General features: G+C 70.5%; 15 protein-coding genes. 7 read left to right on the forward strand and 8 right to left on the reverse strand.

The window, feature by feature from the left end:
• Positions 1-358 precede the first annotated feature (358 nt).
• On the reverse strand, positions 359-1,000 hold the full coding sequence (locus tag ACFC1X_RS27045; protein WP_376357903.1) for a DNA-3-methyladenine glycosylase: 642 nt from the start codon (positions 998-1,000) through the stop codon (positions 359-361).
• 143 nt (positions 1,001-1,143) lie between these two features.
• On the opposite strand from ACFC1X_RS27045, the gene ACFC1X_RS27050 reads away from it, so the two are divergent.
• From ACFC1X_RS27050 to ACFC1X_RS27060, 3 genes are all read left to right on the forward strand, one after another.
• Positions 1,144-1,926 (forward strand): sporulation protein, encoded by a 783-nt coding sequence (locus ACFC1X_RS27050; protein WP_376357906.1) that lies wholly within the window; start codon positions 1,144-1,146, stop codon positions 1,924-1,926.
• A 49-nt stretch (positions 1,927-1,975) separates the two neighbouring features.
• Positions 1,976-2,515, forward strand: a complete 540-nt coding sequence (locus ACFC1X_RS27055) for a YbhB/YbcL family Raf kinase inhibitor-like protein (RefSeq protein WP_376357909.1) — start codon at positions 1,976-1,978, stop codon at positions 2,513-2,515.
• A 201-nt stretch (positions 2,516-2,716) separates the two neighbouring features.
• Complete coding sequence (locus ACFC1X_RS27060; protein WP_376357912.1) at positions 2,717-3,223, forward strand: HNH endonuclease; 507 nt, start codon at positions 2,717-2,719, stop codon at positions 3,221-3,223.
• Positions 3,224-3,319: 96 nt separating this feature from the next.
• On the opposite strand, the gene ACFC1X_RS27065 is transcribed toward ACFC1X_RS27060, so the two are convergent.
• The 3 genes from ACFC1X_RS27065 to ACFC1X_RS27075 all read right to left on the reverse strand — a co-directional run bounded on the left by ACFC1X_RS27065 (position 3,320) and on the right by ACFC1X_RS27075 (position 5,671).
• Positions 3,320-4,258 carry an SPFH domain-containing protein gene (locus tag ACFC1X_RS27065; RefSeq protein WP_376357914.1) on the reverse strand — a complete coding sequence of 313 codons (939 nt, stop codon included), beginning with the start codon at positions 4,256-4,258 and terminating at the stop codon, positions 3,320-3,322.
• 129 nt (positions 4,259-4,387) lie between these two features.
• Positions 4,388-4,819, reverse strand: a complete 432-nt coding sequence (locus tag ACFC1X_RS27070) for an NfeD family protein (protein ID WP_376357917.1) — start codon at positions 4,817-4,819, stop codon at positions 4,388-4,390.
• 54 nt (positions 4,820-4,873) lie between these two features.
• The gene (locus ACFC1X_RS27075) at positions 4,874-5,671 is read right to left on the reverse strand and encodes an ABC transporter ATP-binding protein (RefSeq protein WP_234953224.1); all 798 of its coding nucleotides are present in this window, start codon (positions 5,669-5,671) and stop codon (positions 4,874-4,876) included.
• A 151-nt stretch (positions 5,672-5,822) separates the two neighbouring features.
• Between ACFC1X_RS27075 and ACFC1X_RS27080 the strand changes: the two genes are divergently transcribed.
• Complete coding sequence (locus tag ACFC1X_RS27080) at positions 5,823-6,602, forward strand: hypothetical protein (RefSeq protein ID WP_376357921.1); 780 nt, start codon at positions 5,823-5,825, stop codon at positions 6,600-6,602.
• Between the two features lie 107 nt (positions 6,603-6,709).
• Here the strand turns inward: ACFC1X_RS27080 and chpE are convergent, their stop codons facing one another.
• The 3 genes from chpE to ACFC1X_RS27095 form a co-directional block, all read right to left on the reverse strand.
• Entirely contained in the window at positions 6,710-6,955 is a 246-nt protein-coding gene (chpE, locus tag ACFC1X_RS27085; RefSeq protein ID WP_376357924.1) for a chaplin ChpE, read from the reverse strand.
• Positions 6,956-7,090: 135 nt separating this feature from the next.
• Entirely contained in the window at positions 7,091-7,732 is a 642-nt protein-coding gene (locus tag ACFC1X_RS27090; protein ID WP_376357926.1) for a response regulator, read from the reverse strand.
• On the reverse strand, positions 7,725-8,903 hold the full coding sequence (locus tag ACFC1X_RS27095) for a GAF domain-containing sensor histidine kinase (protein ID WP_376357929.1): 1,179 nt from the start codon (positions 8,901-8,903) through the stop codon (positions 7,725-7,727). Before ACFC1X_RS27095 ends, ACFC1X_RS27090 begins: the two co-directional genes overlap by 8 nt.
• A gap of 222 nt (positions 8,904-9,125) precedes the next feature.
• On the opposite strand from ACFC1X_RS27095, the gene ACFC1X_RS27100 reads away from it, so the two are divergent.
• The 3 genes from ACFC1X_RS27100 to ACFC1X_RS27110 all read left to right on the forward strand — a co-directional run bounded on the left by ACFC1X_RS27100 (position 9,126) and on the right by ACFC1X_RS27110 (position 11,933).
• Complete coding sequence (locus ACFC1X_RS27100; RefSeq protein ID WP_376357931.1) at positions 9,126-9,824, forward strand: SDR family NAD(P)-dependent oxidoreductase; 699 nt, start codon at positions 9,126-9,128, stop codon at positions 9,822-9,824.
• The gene (locus tag ACFC1X_RS27105) at positions 9,821-10,867 is read left to right on the forward strand and encodes an S-adenosylmethionine:tRNA ribosyltransferase-isomerase (protein ID WP_376357934.1); all 1,047 of its coding nucleotides are present in this window, start codon (positions 9,821-9,823) and stop codon (positions 10,865-10,867) included. The genes ACFC1X_RS27100 and ACFC1X_RS27105 overlap by 4 nt, the downstream gene beginning before the upstream one ends.
• A 352-nt stretch (positions 10,868-11,219) precedes the next feature.
• Positions 11,220-11,933 carry a transglycosylase SLT domain-containing protein gene (locus tag ACFC1X_RS27110; protein ID WP_376357936.1) on the forward strand — a complete coding sequence of 238 codons (714 nt, stop codon included), beginning with the start codon at positions 11,220-11,222 and terminating at the stop codon, positions 11,931-11,933.
• Positions 11,934-12,057: 124 nt separating this feature from the next.
• Here the strand turns inward: ACFC1X_RS27110 and ACFC1X_RS27115 are convergent, their stop codons facing one another.
• Positions 12,058-14,664 carry an FHA domain-containing protein gene (locus tag ACFC1X_RS27115; protein WP_376357939.1) on the reverse strand — a complete coding sequence of 869 codons (2,607 nt, stop codon included), beginning with the start codon at positions 14,662-14,664 and terminating at the stop codon, positions 12,058-12,060.
• Between the last annotated feature and the right edge of the window lie 64 nt (positions 14,665-14,728).

Genomic DNA, 14,728 nt, shown 5'->3' on the forward strand with positions numbered 1-14,728 from the left:
AGTTCTCAAGGAACGGACGCTTCCTTTGTACTCACCCTCTCGGGCTTTCCTCCGGGCGCTTCCCTTCGGTCTTGCGTTTCCGACTCTATCAGATCCTTTTCGGTCCGATTCCCCGTCGGCGGGGTTTTGTCTGGGGTCTCGGACTTTCGCCCGTCGGCCTTTCGACATTCACTACGCTAGCCGATTTCTCCGTGGACTCATAATCGGGTCCGGCGAGTTGAATTCAGGCATGCGGGCACGCCGAATTCGCTCCCGCTCAGGGAAGTCGTAGGTAGTGGGTTGGCCGCTCTCGGCTGCTGGCGAATGCCGTAACCGGGTCAAGCGGCTCGGGCTACGTTACGCGCCCCCCAAAGGAGAGTCAACTTCGGCGCCGCTTCGGGACATGGGCCCGATACGGGCTGACCGTCGGGTCGTCGGCGACCCAGTAGCGCCACGGATGAACGCCGCCCTCGCCGGCCACGCCGGTCCGTGGACCGTTGCGTACCTGGTCGCGGGGCACGGCGGCGCCGGTCAGGATGCGCAGCGGGGTGTCCTCGGACGTGCACGCGTCGGTGCCGTCCAGGGCTCGGTCCACGCCCAGGGCGGTGGCCAAACGGGCCGGTCCTTTGGCCAGTTCCTTGTCATTGCGGGCGGAGAGTCGACGAGTCCGGGCCAGCTCGGCGCCCTCGATGATCTCGCCGGCGCGGAGCAGGACGGCGCTCGCGGTGCCGTCGGGACCGCACACCAGGTTCATGCAGAACCACATGCCGTAGGTGAAGTAGACGTACACGTGTCCGGGCGGACCGAACATCACGTCGTTGCGGGGGGTCCGACCGCGGTAGGCGTGCGAGCCGGGGTCGTTCTGACCGTCGTAGGCCTCGACCTCCGTCAGGCGGAGGGCGATCGGACCGTCCGGGGTGTCGCGCACGAGGATGCGGCCAAGGAGATCGGGGGCCACCTCGAGGACGGGCCGGTCGAAGAATTCCCTGGGCAGGGGCGTACGGTCGGGGCTCGCGATCATGCCGTCCGAGCGTAACGCAGCCGGGTCCGTGCGCGGGGTGGCCAGGGGGCGTCCGGCTTGCCAGGGTGTGGGACGCGGAACCGGCCACGGCCGGATCGCGTTTGTAGGGATCAAGGGTTCACACGCAAGCCTGGAGGAGAGACATGGCGTTCAAGAAGCTGCTCGCGAGCCTGGGGGCCGGCGGGGCTTCGGTCGAGACCGTGCTCAATGAGGTCAACGTCGTACCGGGGGGTGTCGTCCAGGGCGAGGTGCGGATTCAGGGCGGATCCGTCGACCAGGAGATCGAGGGGCTGTCCGTCGGGCTCCAGGCCAAGGTCGAGGTGGAGAGCGGCGACCAGGAGTACAAGCAGGACATCGAGTTCACCAAGGTGCGGCTCGGTGGGGCCTTCGAGCTGAAGGCCGGTGTCGTGCACGCGGTGCCGTTCGGTCTTGAGATCCCGTGGGAGACGCCGATCACCATGATCGACGGACAGTCGCTGCGCGGGATGAACATCGGCGTCACCACGGAGCTGGAGATCGCGCGTGCCGTGGACTCCGGTGACCTGGACCCGATCAACGTGCATCCGCTGCCGGCGCAGAAGGCGATCCTGGACGCGTTCATCGGGCTGGGCTTCCGGTTCAAGAGCGCCGACATGGAGCGTGGCCACATCCGGGGTACGCGGCAGCAGCTCCCCTTCTACCAGGAGATCGAGTTCCTGCCGCCGCAGCAGTACCGGGGGCTGAACCAGGTCGAGCTGAGCTTCGTGGCCGACGCCCAGGCAATGGACGTCGTCCTGGAGATGGACAAGAAGCCGGGGCTGTTCAGCGAGGGCAGCGACACCTTCCGCTCCTTCAAGGTGGGGCTGAACGACTACCAGGGCACCGACTGGACGGCGTACCTCAACCAGTGGCTGTCGGAGGTCGGCAGCAAGCGCAACTGGTTCTGATGGATCTAGGCTCGGTCATCTCTGCACCAGACATTCAGGAGGTACCGAGGTGACCGAGCTGAAGCGGCGTCCGCTCCCCCATGACTTCCACCCGCCCGTGCCGTCGTTCACGGTCACGAGTGACGACGTCCAGGAGGGCGGGGCGCTCAAGGACGCTCAGGTCCACGCGGCCGGCGACACCTCTCCGCACCTGCGGTGGGAGGGCTTCCCCGCCGAGACCAAGAGCTTCGCCGTGACCTGCTACGACCCGGACGCCCCCACGGGCAGCGGGTTCTGGCACTGGGTGGTGTTCGACATCCCGGCGTCGGTGACCGAGCTGCCGGTGGGTGCGGGCAGCGGCACGTTCGAGGGGCTGCCCCAGGGTGCCGTACACGCGCGCAACGACTACGGCAGCAAGGACTTCGGCGGTGCCGCGCCGCCGCCCGGGGACGGGCCGCACCGGTATGTGTTCACGGTGTACGCCGTGGACCAGGAGAAGCTCGGCCCGGACGCGGAGGGGAGCCCGGCGTTCGTCGGCTTCAATCTGCGGTTCCACACGATCGGGCGCGCCCAGCTGATCGGTGAGTACGAGGTGCCCGCCGACAGCTGAGCGTTCCGAGCGTTCATGGAACGTTTGCCCGCCCCCGGTCTTGGAATGGATCAGGGGCGGGCATTTTTATTGCCAGGGGTGGCGGGGGGGGATCGTCGCCCCTGGAGCAGCGGATATTGCGTTGTCCATCTCGGCGTGCCCGGCCAGAGTTGATCCCAGCCCGCCACGGGGTGGGCCGGTGCACACGGGAGGTGGGCTGGTATGCGGGACACGCTGGTGCTGAACGCGAGCTTCGAGCCGTTGTCGACGGTGACGTTGAACCGAGCCGTCGTTCTGGTGCTCCAGGACAAGGCCGTCGTCGAGCAGGCCCACCCCGAACTGCGGATGCGCGGAGCCGCGCTCGACATACCGGCGCCACGGGTGATCAGGCTCTGCCAATACGTACGGGTGCCTTTTCGAAGACGCGCTCCCTGGTCGAGGCGGGGCGTGCTGGTCCGGGACCGGCACCGGTGCGCGTACTGCGGGCGGCGGGCGACGACCGTCGACCACGTGGTGCCGAGGTCGCACGGTGGGCAGGACTCGTGGCTGAACACGGTGGCCTCGTGTGCGGAGGACAATCACCGCAAGGCGAACCGGACGCCGGAGCAGGCGGGGATGCCGTTGCTTCGGGAGCCGTTTGAGCCTACGCCCGCTGATGCGATGTTGCTGGCGCTGGCTCGGGACGACTTCGATGCGCTGCCGGGGTGGTTGGTGCTGGACGCGGCGTGACGGCTGCGCCGTCGGGGCATGGGTGGTCTTCGGGCTGCCGGCCGTCCGTGGCTGGTCGCGCAGTTCCCCGCGCCCCTGAGGGCGCGTACCGCGCCTTCAGTCGATCGTCGGCTTCTCTCGGCGTTCCTGGGCGGGGACGCTGGGGGTTCCGCCGCCGCCCAGGCCGCCGAGGTTGCCCATGGCGCCGGACAGGCCCTTGAGGGCGTCGCCGATTTCGCTGGGGACGATCCAGAGCTTGTTGGCGTCGCCCTCGGCGATCTTCGGGAGCATCTGGAGGTACTGGTAGGAGAGCAGCTTCTGGTCCGGGTCGCCGGCGTGGATGGCCTCGAAGACCGTGCGGACGGCCTGGGCCTCGCCCTCGGCGCGCAGGGCGGCGGCCTTGGCCTCACCTTCGGCGCGCAGGATCTGGGACTGCTTCTCGCCCTCGGCGCGCAGGATCTCGGACTGCCGGACACCTTCGGCCTGGAGGATGGCGGCGCGCTTGTCGCGGTCGGCGCGCATCTGCTTCTCCATCGAGTCCTGGATGGAGGTGGGCGGTTCGATGGCCTTGAGCTCGACGCGGTTGACGCGGATGCCCCACTTGCCGGTGGCCTCGTCGAGGACGCCGCGCAGGGCCGCGTTGATCTCCTCGCGAGAGGTCAGGGTCCGTTCCAGGTCCATGCCGCCGATGATGTTGCGCAGCGTGGTGACGGTGAGCTGCTCGATGGCCTGGATGTAGCTGGCCACCTCGTAGGTCGCGGCGCGGGCGTCGGTCACCTGGTAGTAGATGACGGTGTCGATGTTGACGACCAGGTTGTCCTGGGTGATGACCGGCTGCGGCGGGAAGGGGACGACCTGTTCACGCAGGTCGATGCGGTTGCGGATGGTGTCGATGAACGGGACCACGATGTTGAGGCCCGCGTTGAGGGTCCGCGTGTAGCGGCCGAAGCGCTCGACGATGGCGGCGCTGGCCTGCGGGATGACCTGGATGGTCTTGATCAGGGCGATGAAGACCAACACCACCAGGATGATCAAAACGATGATGACCGGTTCCATCGTGGTTGTCCGTCCCCTTCTCCGACCCTGACGACTGCTGATCTTACGGCTGTTGAGGATCTTGCTGGTCGAGTCTGACAGACCGTCGCACGACTCGGGGCCCGTTCGGGCCAGTTGTGCGCGGCGGGGTCACATGACGATCGCCGTGGCCCCCTCGATGTCCACGACGTCCACTTCCTCACCCGTTTCGAAGGCGCGCCCGGTGTCCAGGGCGCGTGCCGACCAGATCTCGCCGGCGAGTTTGATCCGGCCGCCGGAGCCGTCGACCCGCTCCACGACGACGGCCTGTCTGCCCTTCAGGGCGTCGACTCCCGTGGCCAGTTGGGGCCGTTGGGAGCGATGTCGCGCGGCGATGGGCCGTACGACCGCGATGAGGGCGACCGATACGACGACGAAGACGAGGACCTGGACGACGAGGTCCGCGCCGAACCCGGAGGCCACGGCGGCGGCGACCGCCCCGACGGCGAACATCCCGAACTCCGGCATCGCGGTCACGACGAGCGGGATTCCGAGCGCTGCCGCGGCGACGAGCCACCACACCCATGCGTCGATGTCGTTCACATGGTCATGGTAGGTCCGTCGGGTGGGCTGGGGACAGGGCGCACGGGGGGCGGGTCAGGACAGCGGCAGGCCCTGTGCGGTCCAGCGGTCGCCGTTCTGCTCGACGACGAGCGGGAGTCCGAAGCAGAGGGAGAGGTTGCGGGAGGTGAGTTCCAGCTCCAGCGGGCCGGCGGCCATGACCTTGCCCTGACGGATCATCAGGACGTGGGTGAAGCCCGGCGCGATCTCCTCGACGTGGTGGGTGACCATGATCATGGAGGGCGCGATGGGGTCGCGGGCGAGCCGGCCGAGGCGGCGGACGAGGTCCTCGCGGCCGCCGAGGTCGAGGCCGGCGGCCGGCTCGTCCAGGAGCAGCAGCTCGGGGTCGGTCATCAGGGCGCGGGCGATGAGGGTGCGCTTGCGCTCGCCCTCGGAGAGGGTGCCGAACTTCCGCTCCAGGTACTCGGTCATGCCGAGGCGGTCGAGGAAGGCGCGGGCGCGCTGCTCGTCGATGTCCTCGTAGTCCTCGTGCCAGCCGGCCGTCATGCCGTAGGCGGCGGTCAGCACGGTCTGCAGGACGGTCTGGCGCTTGGGCAGCTTGTCGGCCATGGCGATGCCGGCCATGCCGATGCGCGGGCGCAGCTCGAAGACGTCGGTGCCGGGCTTGCCGAGCGTCTCGCCGAGGATGGTGGCGGTGCCCTGGCTGGGGTAGAGGTAGCTGGACGCGACATTGAGGAGGGTGGTCTTGCCGGCGCCGTTGGGGCCGAGGATGACCCAGCGTTCGCCCTCCTTCACCGACCAGGAGACCTGGTCCACCAGAGCCCGGCCCTCGCGGACCACGGATACGTCCTGAAGCTCCAGAACATCGCTCATGAGCGCGTTGTCTCCCCTTGCATTGTGGCCGGTCTCGGCTGTCGCGTACGCCTTGGCTCGGGCCGCCGCGCCGGTGGGCGCAGGCCCTCCAGGAAATCTACGCCACCGGTCGGCATGACCGTTCCATCGGTCCGGTCCTTAGGGTGGGGGCATGCTCTCGGAACCACGCGCAGGGCGCCTTGCCGCCTGGGGAAATGCCCTTATTGCCGGAATGGTCTCGCCTGATGACGCCGCGGTGGCGATCGTCGGGGAGGACGCGGTGCATCGGGTGGAGGGGCTGCCGGGCGAACCGGCGCCCGTCGGTCTCACGCTGGCGCTCGGCCGGCTGCGGGCGCTCGGGGCGACGGGGCTGCGGGTCGCGCTGCCCGCGCCGGGGCATCCGCTGGGCCTGAGCGGGCCCCCGGACTTCAACGCGCGGGCGCTGGAGGCGGAGGAGGCGGTGGTCTGTCACGGTGCGGCGGTGGGGCTGGTGCCCGAGGTGCACGAGGCCGGGCCCGAGGGTGACGTGCATGTCGAGGTCGTCTGGCACTGCCTGCCGGTGCGGGAGGCGCCGCCCGCGGACGTGCCCACGCTCGGGGAGGCGGAGCGGGAGCTGGCGGAGGCGCTGCGCGACGCGACGGAGATGCTGACGCGGCTGGACGTGGCCGGGTCGGGACCGGTGGCGGAGGCGGCGGTCGCGGCGTACCGGGCGCGGGCCGAGCGCGGTCGGGAGGTGCTGGCGCCGGGGTATCCGCCGCGGGCGGTGCGGGTGCTGGAGTTGGCGCAGCGGGTGGGGGCGCTGGTGTCGCTGGCGTATGAGAACGGTCACGGTGGTGCGGTGAGCGCGTCCGAGATGGCGGCGCGGGGGGAGGCCTTGCGGCCGGTGGAGCGGACGGCTCGGCGGGCGCAAGTTGCGGCGTACAACTCCGTTGTGGAGGAGCGGGGTCGGTGACCGCAGCGGCTCTGACGAGGTGCCGCTGCGCCCACCCGTGCCGCCCCAGCGGCACGACTGCCCGCAGCTGTGCGGGAGGACCGAGGGGCGGCGTGGGGCCGGCTGGGTCAGTGGTTGACGCCCAGGTTGCCGAAGGCCGGGTTCAGGACGCCGATGACGTTGACGCTGTTGCCGACGGCGTTGACCGGGATGTGGATCGGCGCCTGGACCAGGTTGCCGGAGGCGACGCCCGGGGAGCCGATGGCCTCGCCGTGGGCCTGGGACCCGTCGGTGGCGGAGGCCATCCCCGCGCCGGCGGCGATCAGCCCGCCGGCCACCATCGTCACGGCCGCTGCCTTCTTCAGGTTCTTCACTTACAAGCCCTCCTTGCGATCGCCGCGGCAGTCGCCGCGGCACGCACTGGAGAACGGCCGGCCCCCGCAAAGGATGCGCCATATGGGGGACATTCCCACGACGGTATGAATCTCCGACCGGAAGGGAACCTTCCGTCAGCCGGTCACGCCGTGGCGTACGGCCCACAGCGCGGCCTGCGTGCGGTCCGACAGGTCGAGCTTCATGAGGATGTTCGAGACGTGGGTCTTGACGGTCTTCTCGGAGAGCACCAGCGCCCGGGCGATCTCCCGGTTGGAGCGGCCGTCCGCGATCAGACCCAGCACCTCGCGCTCGCGCTCCGTGAGTGAACCCGCCCTGCCCTGGCCGGAATTGCCCTCGTCCTGGCTGAGCAGGGCGCCGGCCACCTCGGGCTGGAGCAGGATGTGGCCGGCGTGGACGGAGCGGATGGCACCGGCCAGCGCCTCGGGGTCGACGTCTTTGTAGACGTAACCCGCCGCGCCCGCGCGCAGGGCCGGGACGACGGTGCGCTGCTCGGTGAAGCTGGTGACGACCAGTACGCGCGCGTGGTTGTCCAGCTCGCGGAGCCTGCGCAGCGCGTCGACGCCGTCCATGCCCGGCATCTTGACGTCCATGAGGATCACGTCGGGTTTCAGTTCCTGGGCGCGGTCGACTCCTTCGGCGCCGTCGGCGGCCTCCCCGACCACCACGATGTCGTCCTGCACCTCCAGGAAGGTGCGCAGGCCCCGGCGGACCACCTGGTGATCGTCGACGAGCAGCACCTTGATTGCGTCAGCCACCGGGGACCTCCATCTCGATCGTGGTGCCCTTGCCGGGCGCGGACTGCACGGTGAGTCTTCCCCCGGTGCCGTTGGCCCGGTCGCGCATCGAGACCAGGCCGAGGTGGCGTCCCGCGCGGCGCACGGTGCGCGGGTCGAAGCCGCTGCCGTCGTCGGTGACCCGCAGTACGGCGCCGGTGCCCTTCCGGTGCAGGGTCACGTCGACGCGTGCCGCCTCGGAGTGGCGCAGGGCGTTGTGCAGCGCCTCCTGGGCGACGCGCAGCATCGCCTCCTCCTGGGCGGCGGGCAGGGCCTTGACCCCGTGTCCGGCGAAGGTCACGCGCGCGCTGTGGGCGCGGTCGAGGACCTGGATCTGGGTGCGCAGGGTGGCGACGAGGCCGTCCTCCTCCAGGGCGGCGGGGCGCAGCTCCACGACGGCGGCGCGCAGCTCGTCGGCGGCCTCCGCGGCGAGGGCGGCGACCTGCTGCAGCTCACCCTTGGCCCGCGCGGGGTCGCGGTCGACCAGGGCGGTGGCGGCCTGGGCGGTCAGGCGCAGCGAGAAGAGCTTCTGGCTGACCGCGTCGTGCAGCTCGTGGGCGAGGCGGGAGCGCTCCTCGGCGATGGTCAGCTCGCGGCTGCGTTCGTACAGGCGCGCGTTGGTGAGGGCGATGGCGGCGTGCTGGGCGAGGATGCCGAGCAGTTCCTCGTCGTCGGGCGTGAAGCCGCAGGTGCCCTCGGGTTTGGGGCCCGGGGGGTGTGGGGGGTGTCCCTCCACAGGGCACAGCTTGTTGGCCAGGAACAAGGCGCCGATGATCTCGTCGCCGTCGCGGATCGGCAGGCCCAGGAAGTCGACCAGGTCGGGGTGGGCGGAGGGCCAGCCGCCGAAGCGGGGGTCCTCGCGGACGTCGGCGAGCCGCTCGGGCGTGGCCTCGTGGAGCATCGCGGCGAGGATGCCGTGCTGGCGCGGGAGGGGGCCGATGGCCTTCCACTGCTCGTCGCTGACGCCGTCGACCACGAACTGGGCGAAGCCGCCGTGGTCGTCGGGGACGCCGAGGGCGGCGTACTGGGCGTCCAGCAGCTCGCGGGCCGAGGCGACGATCGTCTTGAGGACGTCGCGCACCTCCAGGTGCCTGCTCATGGCCAGCAGCGCGGAACTCACCGCGGCGAGGCCGGACCGGGGGCCGTGACTCATGTCCTCACGGTACCGGCGGGGGGTGACAGGGGGGATCGGACCTGTGGCCGCCGCCGCCTAGGGCGGTGGGCCTAGGTCCGAGGTCCCGCCCTTCCGGCCTAGGGCGAAGGACCCTGCCCGGTTGGGGCCGGTGCCCGAGGCGGCGGGTGGGGCCCGGTTCCTACGTTGAGGATCACGCCGTACCGGACGGGTGGCGGCGGGGACGACGAGGGGACGTGTGTCATGCCGGTCGCGATCATCACGGGAGCGTCGAAGGGGCTGGGCCGAGCGCTCGCCGAGGCGCTGGCGGCTCGGGGCTGGGATCTGGTGCTGGACGCCCGGACCCCCGAGGTGCTCAAGGACACGGCGGCGGCGCTGGAGGCGTACGGCACGCGCGTGACGGCGTTGCCCGGGGACGTCACCGATCCCTGGCACCGGACCGGGCTGGTGACGGAGGCGGGGCGGCTGGGCGGGGTGGATCTGCTGGTCAGCAACGCGAGCGCGCTGGGTGCGGAGCCTCTGGTGCGGCTGGCGGAGCTGCCGGCGGACGGGCTGCGGCGGGCCCTGGAGGTGAACGTCGTGGCCGCGCTCGGCCTGGTCCAGGAGGCACTGCCTGCGCTGCGGGCGGCCCCGGCGGGCGCGGTGCTGACGATCAGCTCGGACGCGGCGGCCGAGGCGTACGAGACGTGGGGCGGCTACGGGGCGTCCAAGGCGGCGCTGGACCAGCTGGCGGCGGTGCTGGGCGTCGAGGAGCCGGGGCTGCGGGTCTGGGCGGTGGATCCGGGGGACATGGCCACGGACCTGTACGCGGCGGCCGTACCGGACGACGACGATCCGAGGCCCGATCCGGTGCGTGTCGTTCCGGCGCTCCTGCGGTTGCTGGACGAGCGGCCGGCCAGTGGGCGCTACGGGGCTCCGGCCCTGCTGGAGGCGCGGTCATGACGGTGGCGCTGAGGGTGCCGGAGGAGCTGTCGGCGCGGGTGCCGGCCGAGCAGCGGGGGCCGGGCCTGGACCGGGACGGCGTACGGCTGCTGGTGTCGCGGGGCACCGAGGTGTCGCATCACGTGTTCGGTGAGCTGCCGGGGCTGCTGCGGGCCGGTGATCTGCTGGTGGTCAACACGTCGCCGACGCTGGCGGCCGCGGTCGACGGGTCCGTCGGGCACGCGCGTGTGGTGGTGCACTTCTCCACGCGCGGGGACGACGGCCGGTGGGCGGTGGAGGTGCGGGAGCCGGACGGGAGGGGCACCACCACGCGCGCGCGTGCGTGCGTGGCGAAGGGGACGGTGGTGCGGCTGCCGGGCGGTGGGCGGCTGGTGGCGGAGGAGCCGCTGAGTACGCGCGGGGACCGGTTGTGGTGGGCGCGGGTGTCGGGGGCGGAGGTGACCGCGGTGCTGCGGGAGCACGGGCGGCCCATTCGCTACTCGTACACGGAACGGGACCAGCCGCTGTCCGTGTACCAGACGGTGTTCGCGCTGCCGACGCCCGACGGGACGGGCAGCGCGGAGATGCCGAGCGCGGCGCGCCCCTTCACGGCACGGCTGGTGACGGAGCTGGTGAGCCGCGGCGTGCAGTTCGCGCCCGTGACGCTGCACACGGGGGTGGCTTCGGCGGAGTCGCACGAGCCGCCGTATCCGGAGCGGTTCTCGGTGCCCGGGGAGTCGGCGCGGCTGATCAACGCCGCGCGGGCCGCCGGACGGCGGGTGGTGGCCGTGGGGACGACCGCCGTGCGGGCGGTGGAGTCGGCGGCCGGCGGTGACGGTGTCGTACGGGCCCGGGCGGGGTGGACCGATCTGGTCGTGACCCCGGAGCGCGGGGTGCGGGTGGTGGACGGGCTGCTGACCGGGCTGCACGAGCCCGAGGCCTCGCATCTGCTGATGCTGGAGGCGGTGGCGGGGCGGGCCGCGATCGACCTCGGGTACGACGCGGCGGTACGGGGGCGCTACCTGTGGCACGAGTTCGGCGACGTGCATCTCCTCCTGCCGTAGGAGAGGGTCGCGCAACCACTCACACAGTGCATTGCTCCAGCAACCAACGGTGAGAACGACGGGGGGTCGATGTGAGCCCGGGCATAGGGCGCACGTCACGTACGAAGAGGAGTAGGAGTACCACTCGTCCGTTTTGAGCGGGGCAGATAGTCCAATATGCCCCGTTTCGCCGTTCCCTGATCCACTACCCCGGATCGTACGTCACACCTTTGCCTCCGGATTTTGCGGCCGCTAAGAATTGCTCTCGTCGCTCAGCGCCGCGGGTTCTCCCGGGCGGCGTTTGTGCCGGAAGCACCCCTGTCCCCACCGGACGAGAGCGACCTCCGCGCTATTCGAAGAGGTCCATCCCGCCATGCTGAAGAACATCCTTTCCCGTGGTCGCAGTCGTTCCATGACCCGCACCCAGAAGGCCGCCATAGCCGGTGTCGGCACGCTCGGCGCCGCCGCCGTCGCCCTCACCGCCGTGCCGGCCAGCGGCCAGACGACCACGAGCGAGGCCGCTCCGACGGCCAAGGTGGCGTACAGCACCAAGCAGATCCAGGACGTCCACGCCGGCGTCACCGGCCAGCTGGCCGGTGCCAGCCAGAAGGTCGCCACCATCGAGGCCAAGAAGGAGGCGGCCGCGAAGAAGGCCGCCGCCGAGAAGGCCGCGGCGAAGAAGGCCGCGAAGAAGGCCGCCGCCAAGCGTGAGGCGAAGGAGGCCGCCAGCCGGTCCGCCAAGCGCGCCGAGGTCAAGAAGTCGTACCCGGACAACCTCGACGGCTGGATCCGCGAGGCCCGGGCCATCATGAAGAAGCACGACATCCCCGGCTCCTACGAGGGCATCCACCGCAACATCATGCGGGAGTCCTCCGGCAACCCGAAGGCCATCAACGACTGGGACATCAACGCCATCAACGGCATCCCGTCGAAGGGCCTGCTCCAGGTCATCCCGCCGACCTTCGAGGCCTACCACGTGGCCGGCACCTCGAAGAACATCTGGGACCCGGTCGCCAACATCGTCGCCGCGTGCAACTACGCCGCGGACAAGTACGGCACCATGGACAACGTCGACAGCGCGTACTGAGGTCGGCGCGGACCTCTTCACACCGACGCCGACACAGACGCCGCACCGAACGCCGAAGGGCGGCACCCTCCTGACGGGGTGCCGCCCTTCGGGGCGTCTCGCCGCGGTCACCCGCGGTCACGCGTCACTTGCGCATGACCTCGGGTTCGTGCCGGCGCAGGAAGCGGGCCACGAAGAAGCCGCAGATCACGCCGAGGACGATCAGCGCGGCCATGTCCATGCCCCAGGCGCCCACGGTGTGCTCCCACAGCGGATCGGCCTCGGCGCCCTCCTCGGGCGGACTGATCTTGTTGAAGTCCAGCGTGGCGCCGGCCGCGGCCACCGCCCAGCGCGAGGGCATCAGGTACGAGAACTGGTTGACGCCGACCGCGCCGTTCAGCGCGAAGAGGCAGCCGGTGAAGACGACCTGGATGATCGCGAACATGACCAGCAGCGGCATGGTCTTCTCGGCGGTCTTCACCAGCGACGAGATGATCAGGCCGAACATCATCGACGTGAAGCCCAGCGCCATGATCGGCAGGGACAGCTCGACGAGGGTCGCGCCGCCGAGGATCAGGCCCTCTTCGGGGATCTCGCGGTTGGCGAAGCCGATCACACCGACCAGCAGACCCTGCAGCACGGTGATCATGCCGAGCACGAAGACCTTGGACATCAGGTACGCGGACCGCGACAGGCCGGTCGCGCGTTCCCGCTCGTAGATCACCCGTTCCTTGATCAGCTCGCGGACCGAGTTCGCGGCGCCGGCGAAGCAGGCTCCCACCGCGAGGATCAGCAGGACCGTGGTGGCGGTGCCGTTCGGGATGATCCGGCCGCTCTGCGGATTGGGCGGGTTGGGCAGCAGGCCCTTGTCCGCGTCGATCAGCAGGCTCACCGCGCCCAGCACGGCCGGCAGGATCACCATCAGGGCGAGGAAGCCCTTGTCGGAGACGATCACCGAGACGTAGCGCCGCACCAGCGTCACGAACTGCGACATCCAGCCCTGCGGTTTCGGCGGCTTCATCGCCTGCATCGCCGGAACCGGTACGGACTGCGGGGCGACGGCGTCGATGTCCGCGGCGTACATCTGGTAGTGCTGCGAACCCTTCCAGCGGCCCGCCCAGTCGTAGTCGCGGTACTCCTCGAAGGCGGAGAAGACGTCGGCCCACGTGTCGTAGCCGAAGAAGTTCAGTGCCTCCTCGGGCGGACCGAAGTAGGCCACGGAGCCGCCCGGCGCCATCACCAGCAGCTTGTCGCAGATCGCCAGCTCGGCCACCGAGTGGGTGACGACGAGGACGGTGCGGCCGTCGTCGGCCAGCCCGCGCAGCAGCTGCATGACGTCGCGGTCCATGCCCGGGTCGAGGCCGGAGGTCGGCTCGTCCAGGAAGATCAGCGACGGCTTGGTGAGCAGCTCCAGGGCGACGGAGACGCGCTTGCGCTGGCCGCCGGACAGGGACGTGACCTTCTTGTCCTTGTGGATGTCCAGCTTCAGCTCGCGGAGCACCTCGTCGATGCGGGCGTCGCGCTCCGCGGCCGTGGTGTCGGCCGGGAAGCGGAGCTTCGCCGCGTACTTGAGGGCCTTCTTGACGGTCAGCTCCTTGTGCAGGATGTCGTCCTGCGGGACCAGACCGATGCGCTGCCGCAGCTCGGCGAACTGCTTGTACAGGTTCCGGTTGTCGTAGAGGACCTCGCCCTGGTCGGCCGGCCGGTAGCCGGTGAGCGCCTTGAGCAGGGTCGACTTGCCGGATCCGGACGGTCCGATGACCGCGATCAGCGACTTCTCGGGCACGCCGAAGGAGACGTCCCGGAGGATCTGCTTGCCGCCGTCGACCGTGACGGTCAGGTGCCGGGCGGAGAAGGAGACCTCACCGGTGTCGACGAACTCCTCGAGCCGGTCCCCTACGATCCGGAACGTCGAGTGGCCGACGCCGACGATGTCGGTCGGGCCGAGCAGCTGCGAGCCGCCCTTGGCGATCGGCTGGCCGTTGACGTACGTGCCGTTGTGCGAGCCCAGGTCACGGATCTCCATGCGCCCGTCGGGCGTCGCGTGGAACTCCGCGTGGTTGCGGGAGACCTGGAGGTCGGAGACGACCAGCTCGTTCTCCAGGGCACGGCCGATGCGCATCACACGGCCGAGCGAGAACTGGTGGAACGTGGTCGGGCTGCGGTCGCCGTAGACCGGCGGCGCCCCCGCCGCGCCACCGGAGCCCTGCTGCTGGGGAAAGTGCGGCGCGCCCTGCTGCTGCGGCTGCTGCCAGCCGCCCTGCTGGGGCTGCTGGTGCGGCTGCCCGTGCTGGGGCTGCTGGTGCGGCTGCCCGTGCTGCGGGACCTGCTGCGGCGGCTGCTGCGCCGGGGCCTGCTGGGCCCAGCCGGCGTTCGCGCCCTGCGCGGCGTACGGCTGCTGCTGGGGCTGGGCCTGCGGCGTCTGCTGGGGCTGGGCCTGCGGCGTTCCGGCCGGGGCCTGTACGCCGGTCAGCTCGACGCGCGGTCCGTCGGTCGCGTTGCCCAGGTTCAGCACGCTGCCGGCGCCGAGCTCCATCCGCTGGACGCGCTGCCCGTGCACGAACGTGCCGTTGGTGCTCCCGTGGTCCTCGACGACCCAACTGCGGCCGTTGAAAGTGATCGTGGCATGACGCCAGGACACCCTGGCGTCGTCAAAGACAAGCTCCCCCTGCGGATCGCGTCCGAGCGCGTATGACCGGGACGGATCGAGCGTCCAGGTCCGTCCGTTGGATTCCAGTACGAGTTCCGGCACTCCAAGCCCCACTGAGTTGTCCCCCGATGTACCCCCGTCGCGGGGAGTCTAGGGATGTCGAACA

It is taken from the genome of Streptomyces sp. NPDC056128, from assembly GCF_042263835.1.
Taxonomy (GTDB): domain Bacteria; phylum Actinomycetota; class Actinomycetes; order Streptomycetales; family Streptomycetaceae; genus Streptomyces.

Bases quoted from the DNA above. Each gene is read 5' to 3' on its own strand.
- ACFC1X_RS27065 (WP_376357914.1), bottom strand. From the start codon at position 4,258: ATGGAACCGGTCATCATCGTTTTGATCATCCTGGTGGTGTTGGTCTTC.
- ACFC1X_RS27050 (WP_376357906.1), top strand. From the start codon at position 1,144: ATGGCGTTCAAGAAGCTGCTCGCGAGCCTGGGGGCCGGCGGGGCTTCG.
- ACFC1X_RS27060 (WP_376357912.1), top strand. From the start codon at position 2,717: ATGCGGGACACGCTGGTGCTGAACGCGAGCTTCGAGCCGTTGTCGACG.
- ACFC1X_RS27095 (WP_376357929.1), bottom strand. From the start codon at position 8,903: ATGAGTCACGGCCCCCGGTCCGGCCTCGCCGCGGTGAGTTCCGCGCTG.
- ACFC1X_RS27105 (WP_376357934.1), top strand. From the start codon at position 9,821: ATGACGGTGGCGCTGAGGGTGCCGGAGGAGCTGTCGGCGCGGGTGCCG.
- ACFC1X_RS27075 (WP_234953224.1), bottom strand. From the start codon at position 5,671: ATGAGCGATGTTCTGGAGCTTCAGGACGTATCCGTGGTCCGCGAGGGC.
- ACFC1X_RS27110 (WP_376357936.1), top strand. From the start codon at position 11,220: ATGCTGAAGAACATCCTTTCCCGTGGTCGCAGTCGTTCCATGACCCGC.
- ACFC1X_RS27080 (WP_376357921.1), top strand. From the start codon at position 5,823: ATGCTCTCGGAACCACGCGCAGGGCGCCTTGCCGCCTGGGGAAATGCC.
- ACFC1X_RS27045 (WP_376357903.1), bottom strand. From the start codon at position 1,000: ATGATCGCGAGCCCCGACCGTACGCCCCTGCCCAGGGAATTCTTCGAC.
- ACFC1X_RS27100 (WP_376357931.1), top strand. From the start codon at position 9,126: ATGCCGGTCGCGATCATCACGGGAGCGTCGAAGGGGCTGGGCCGAGCG.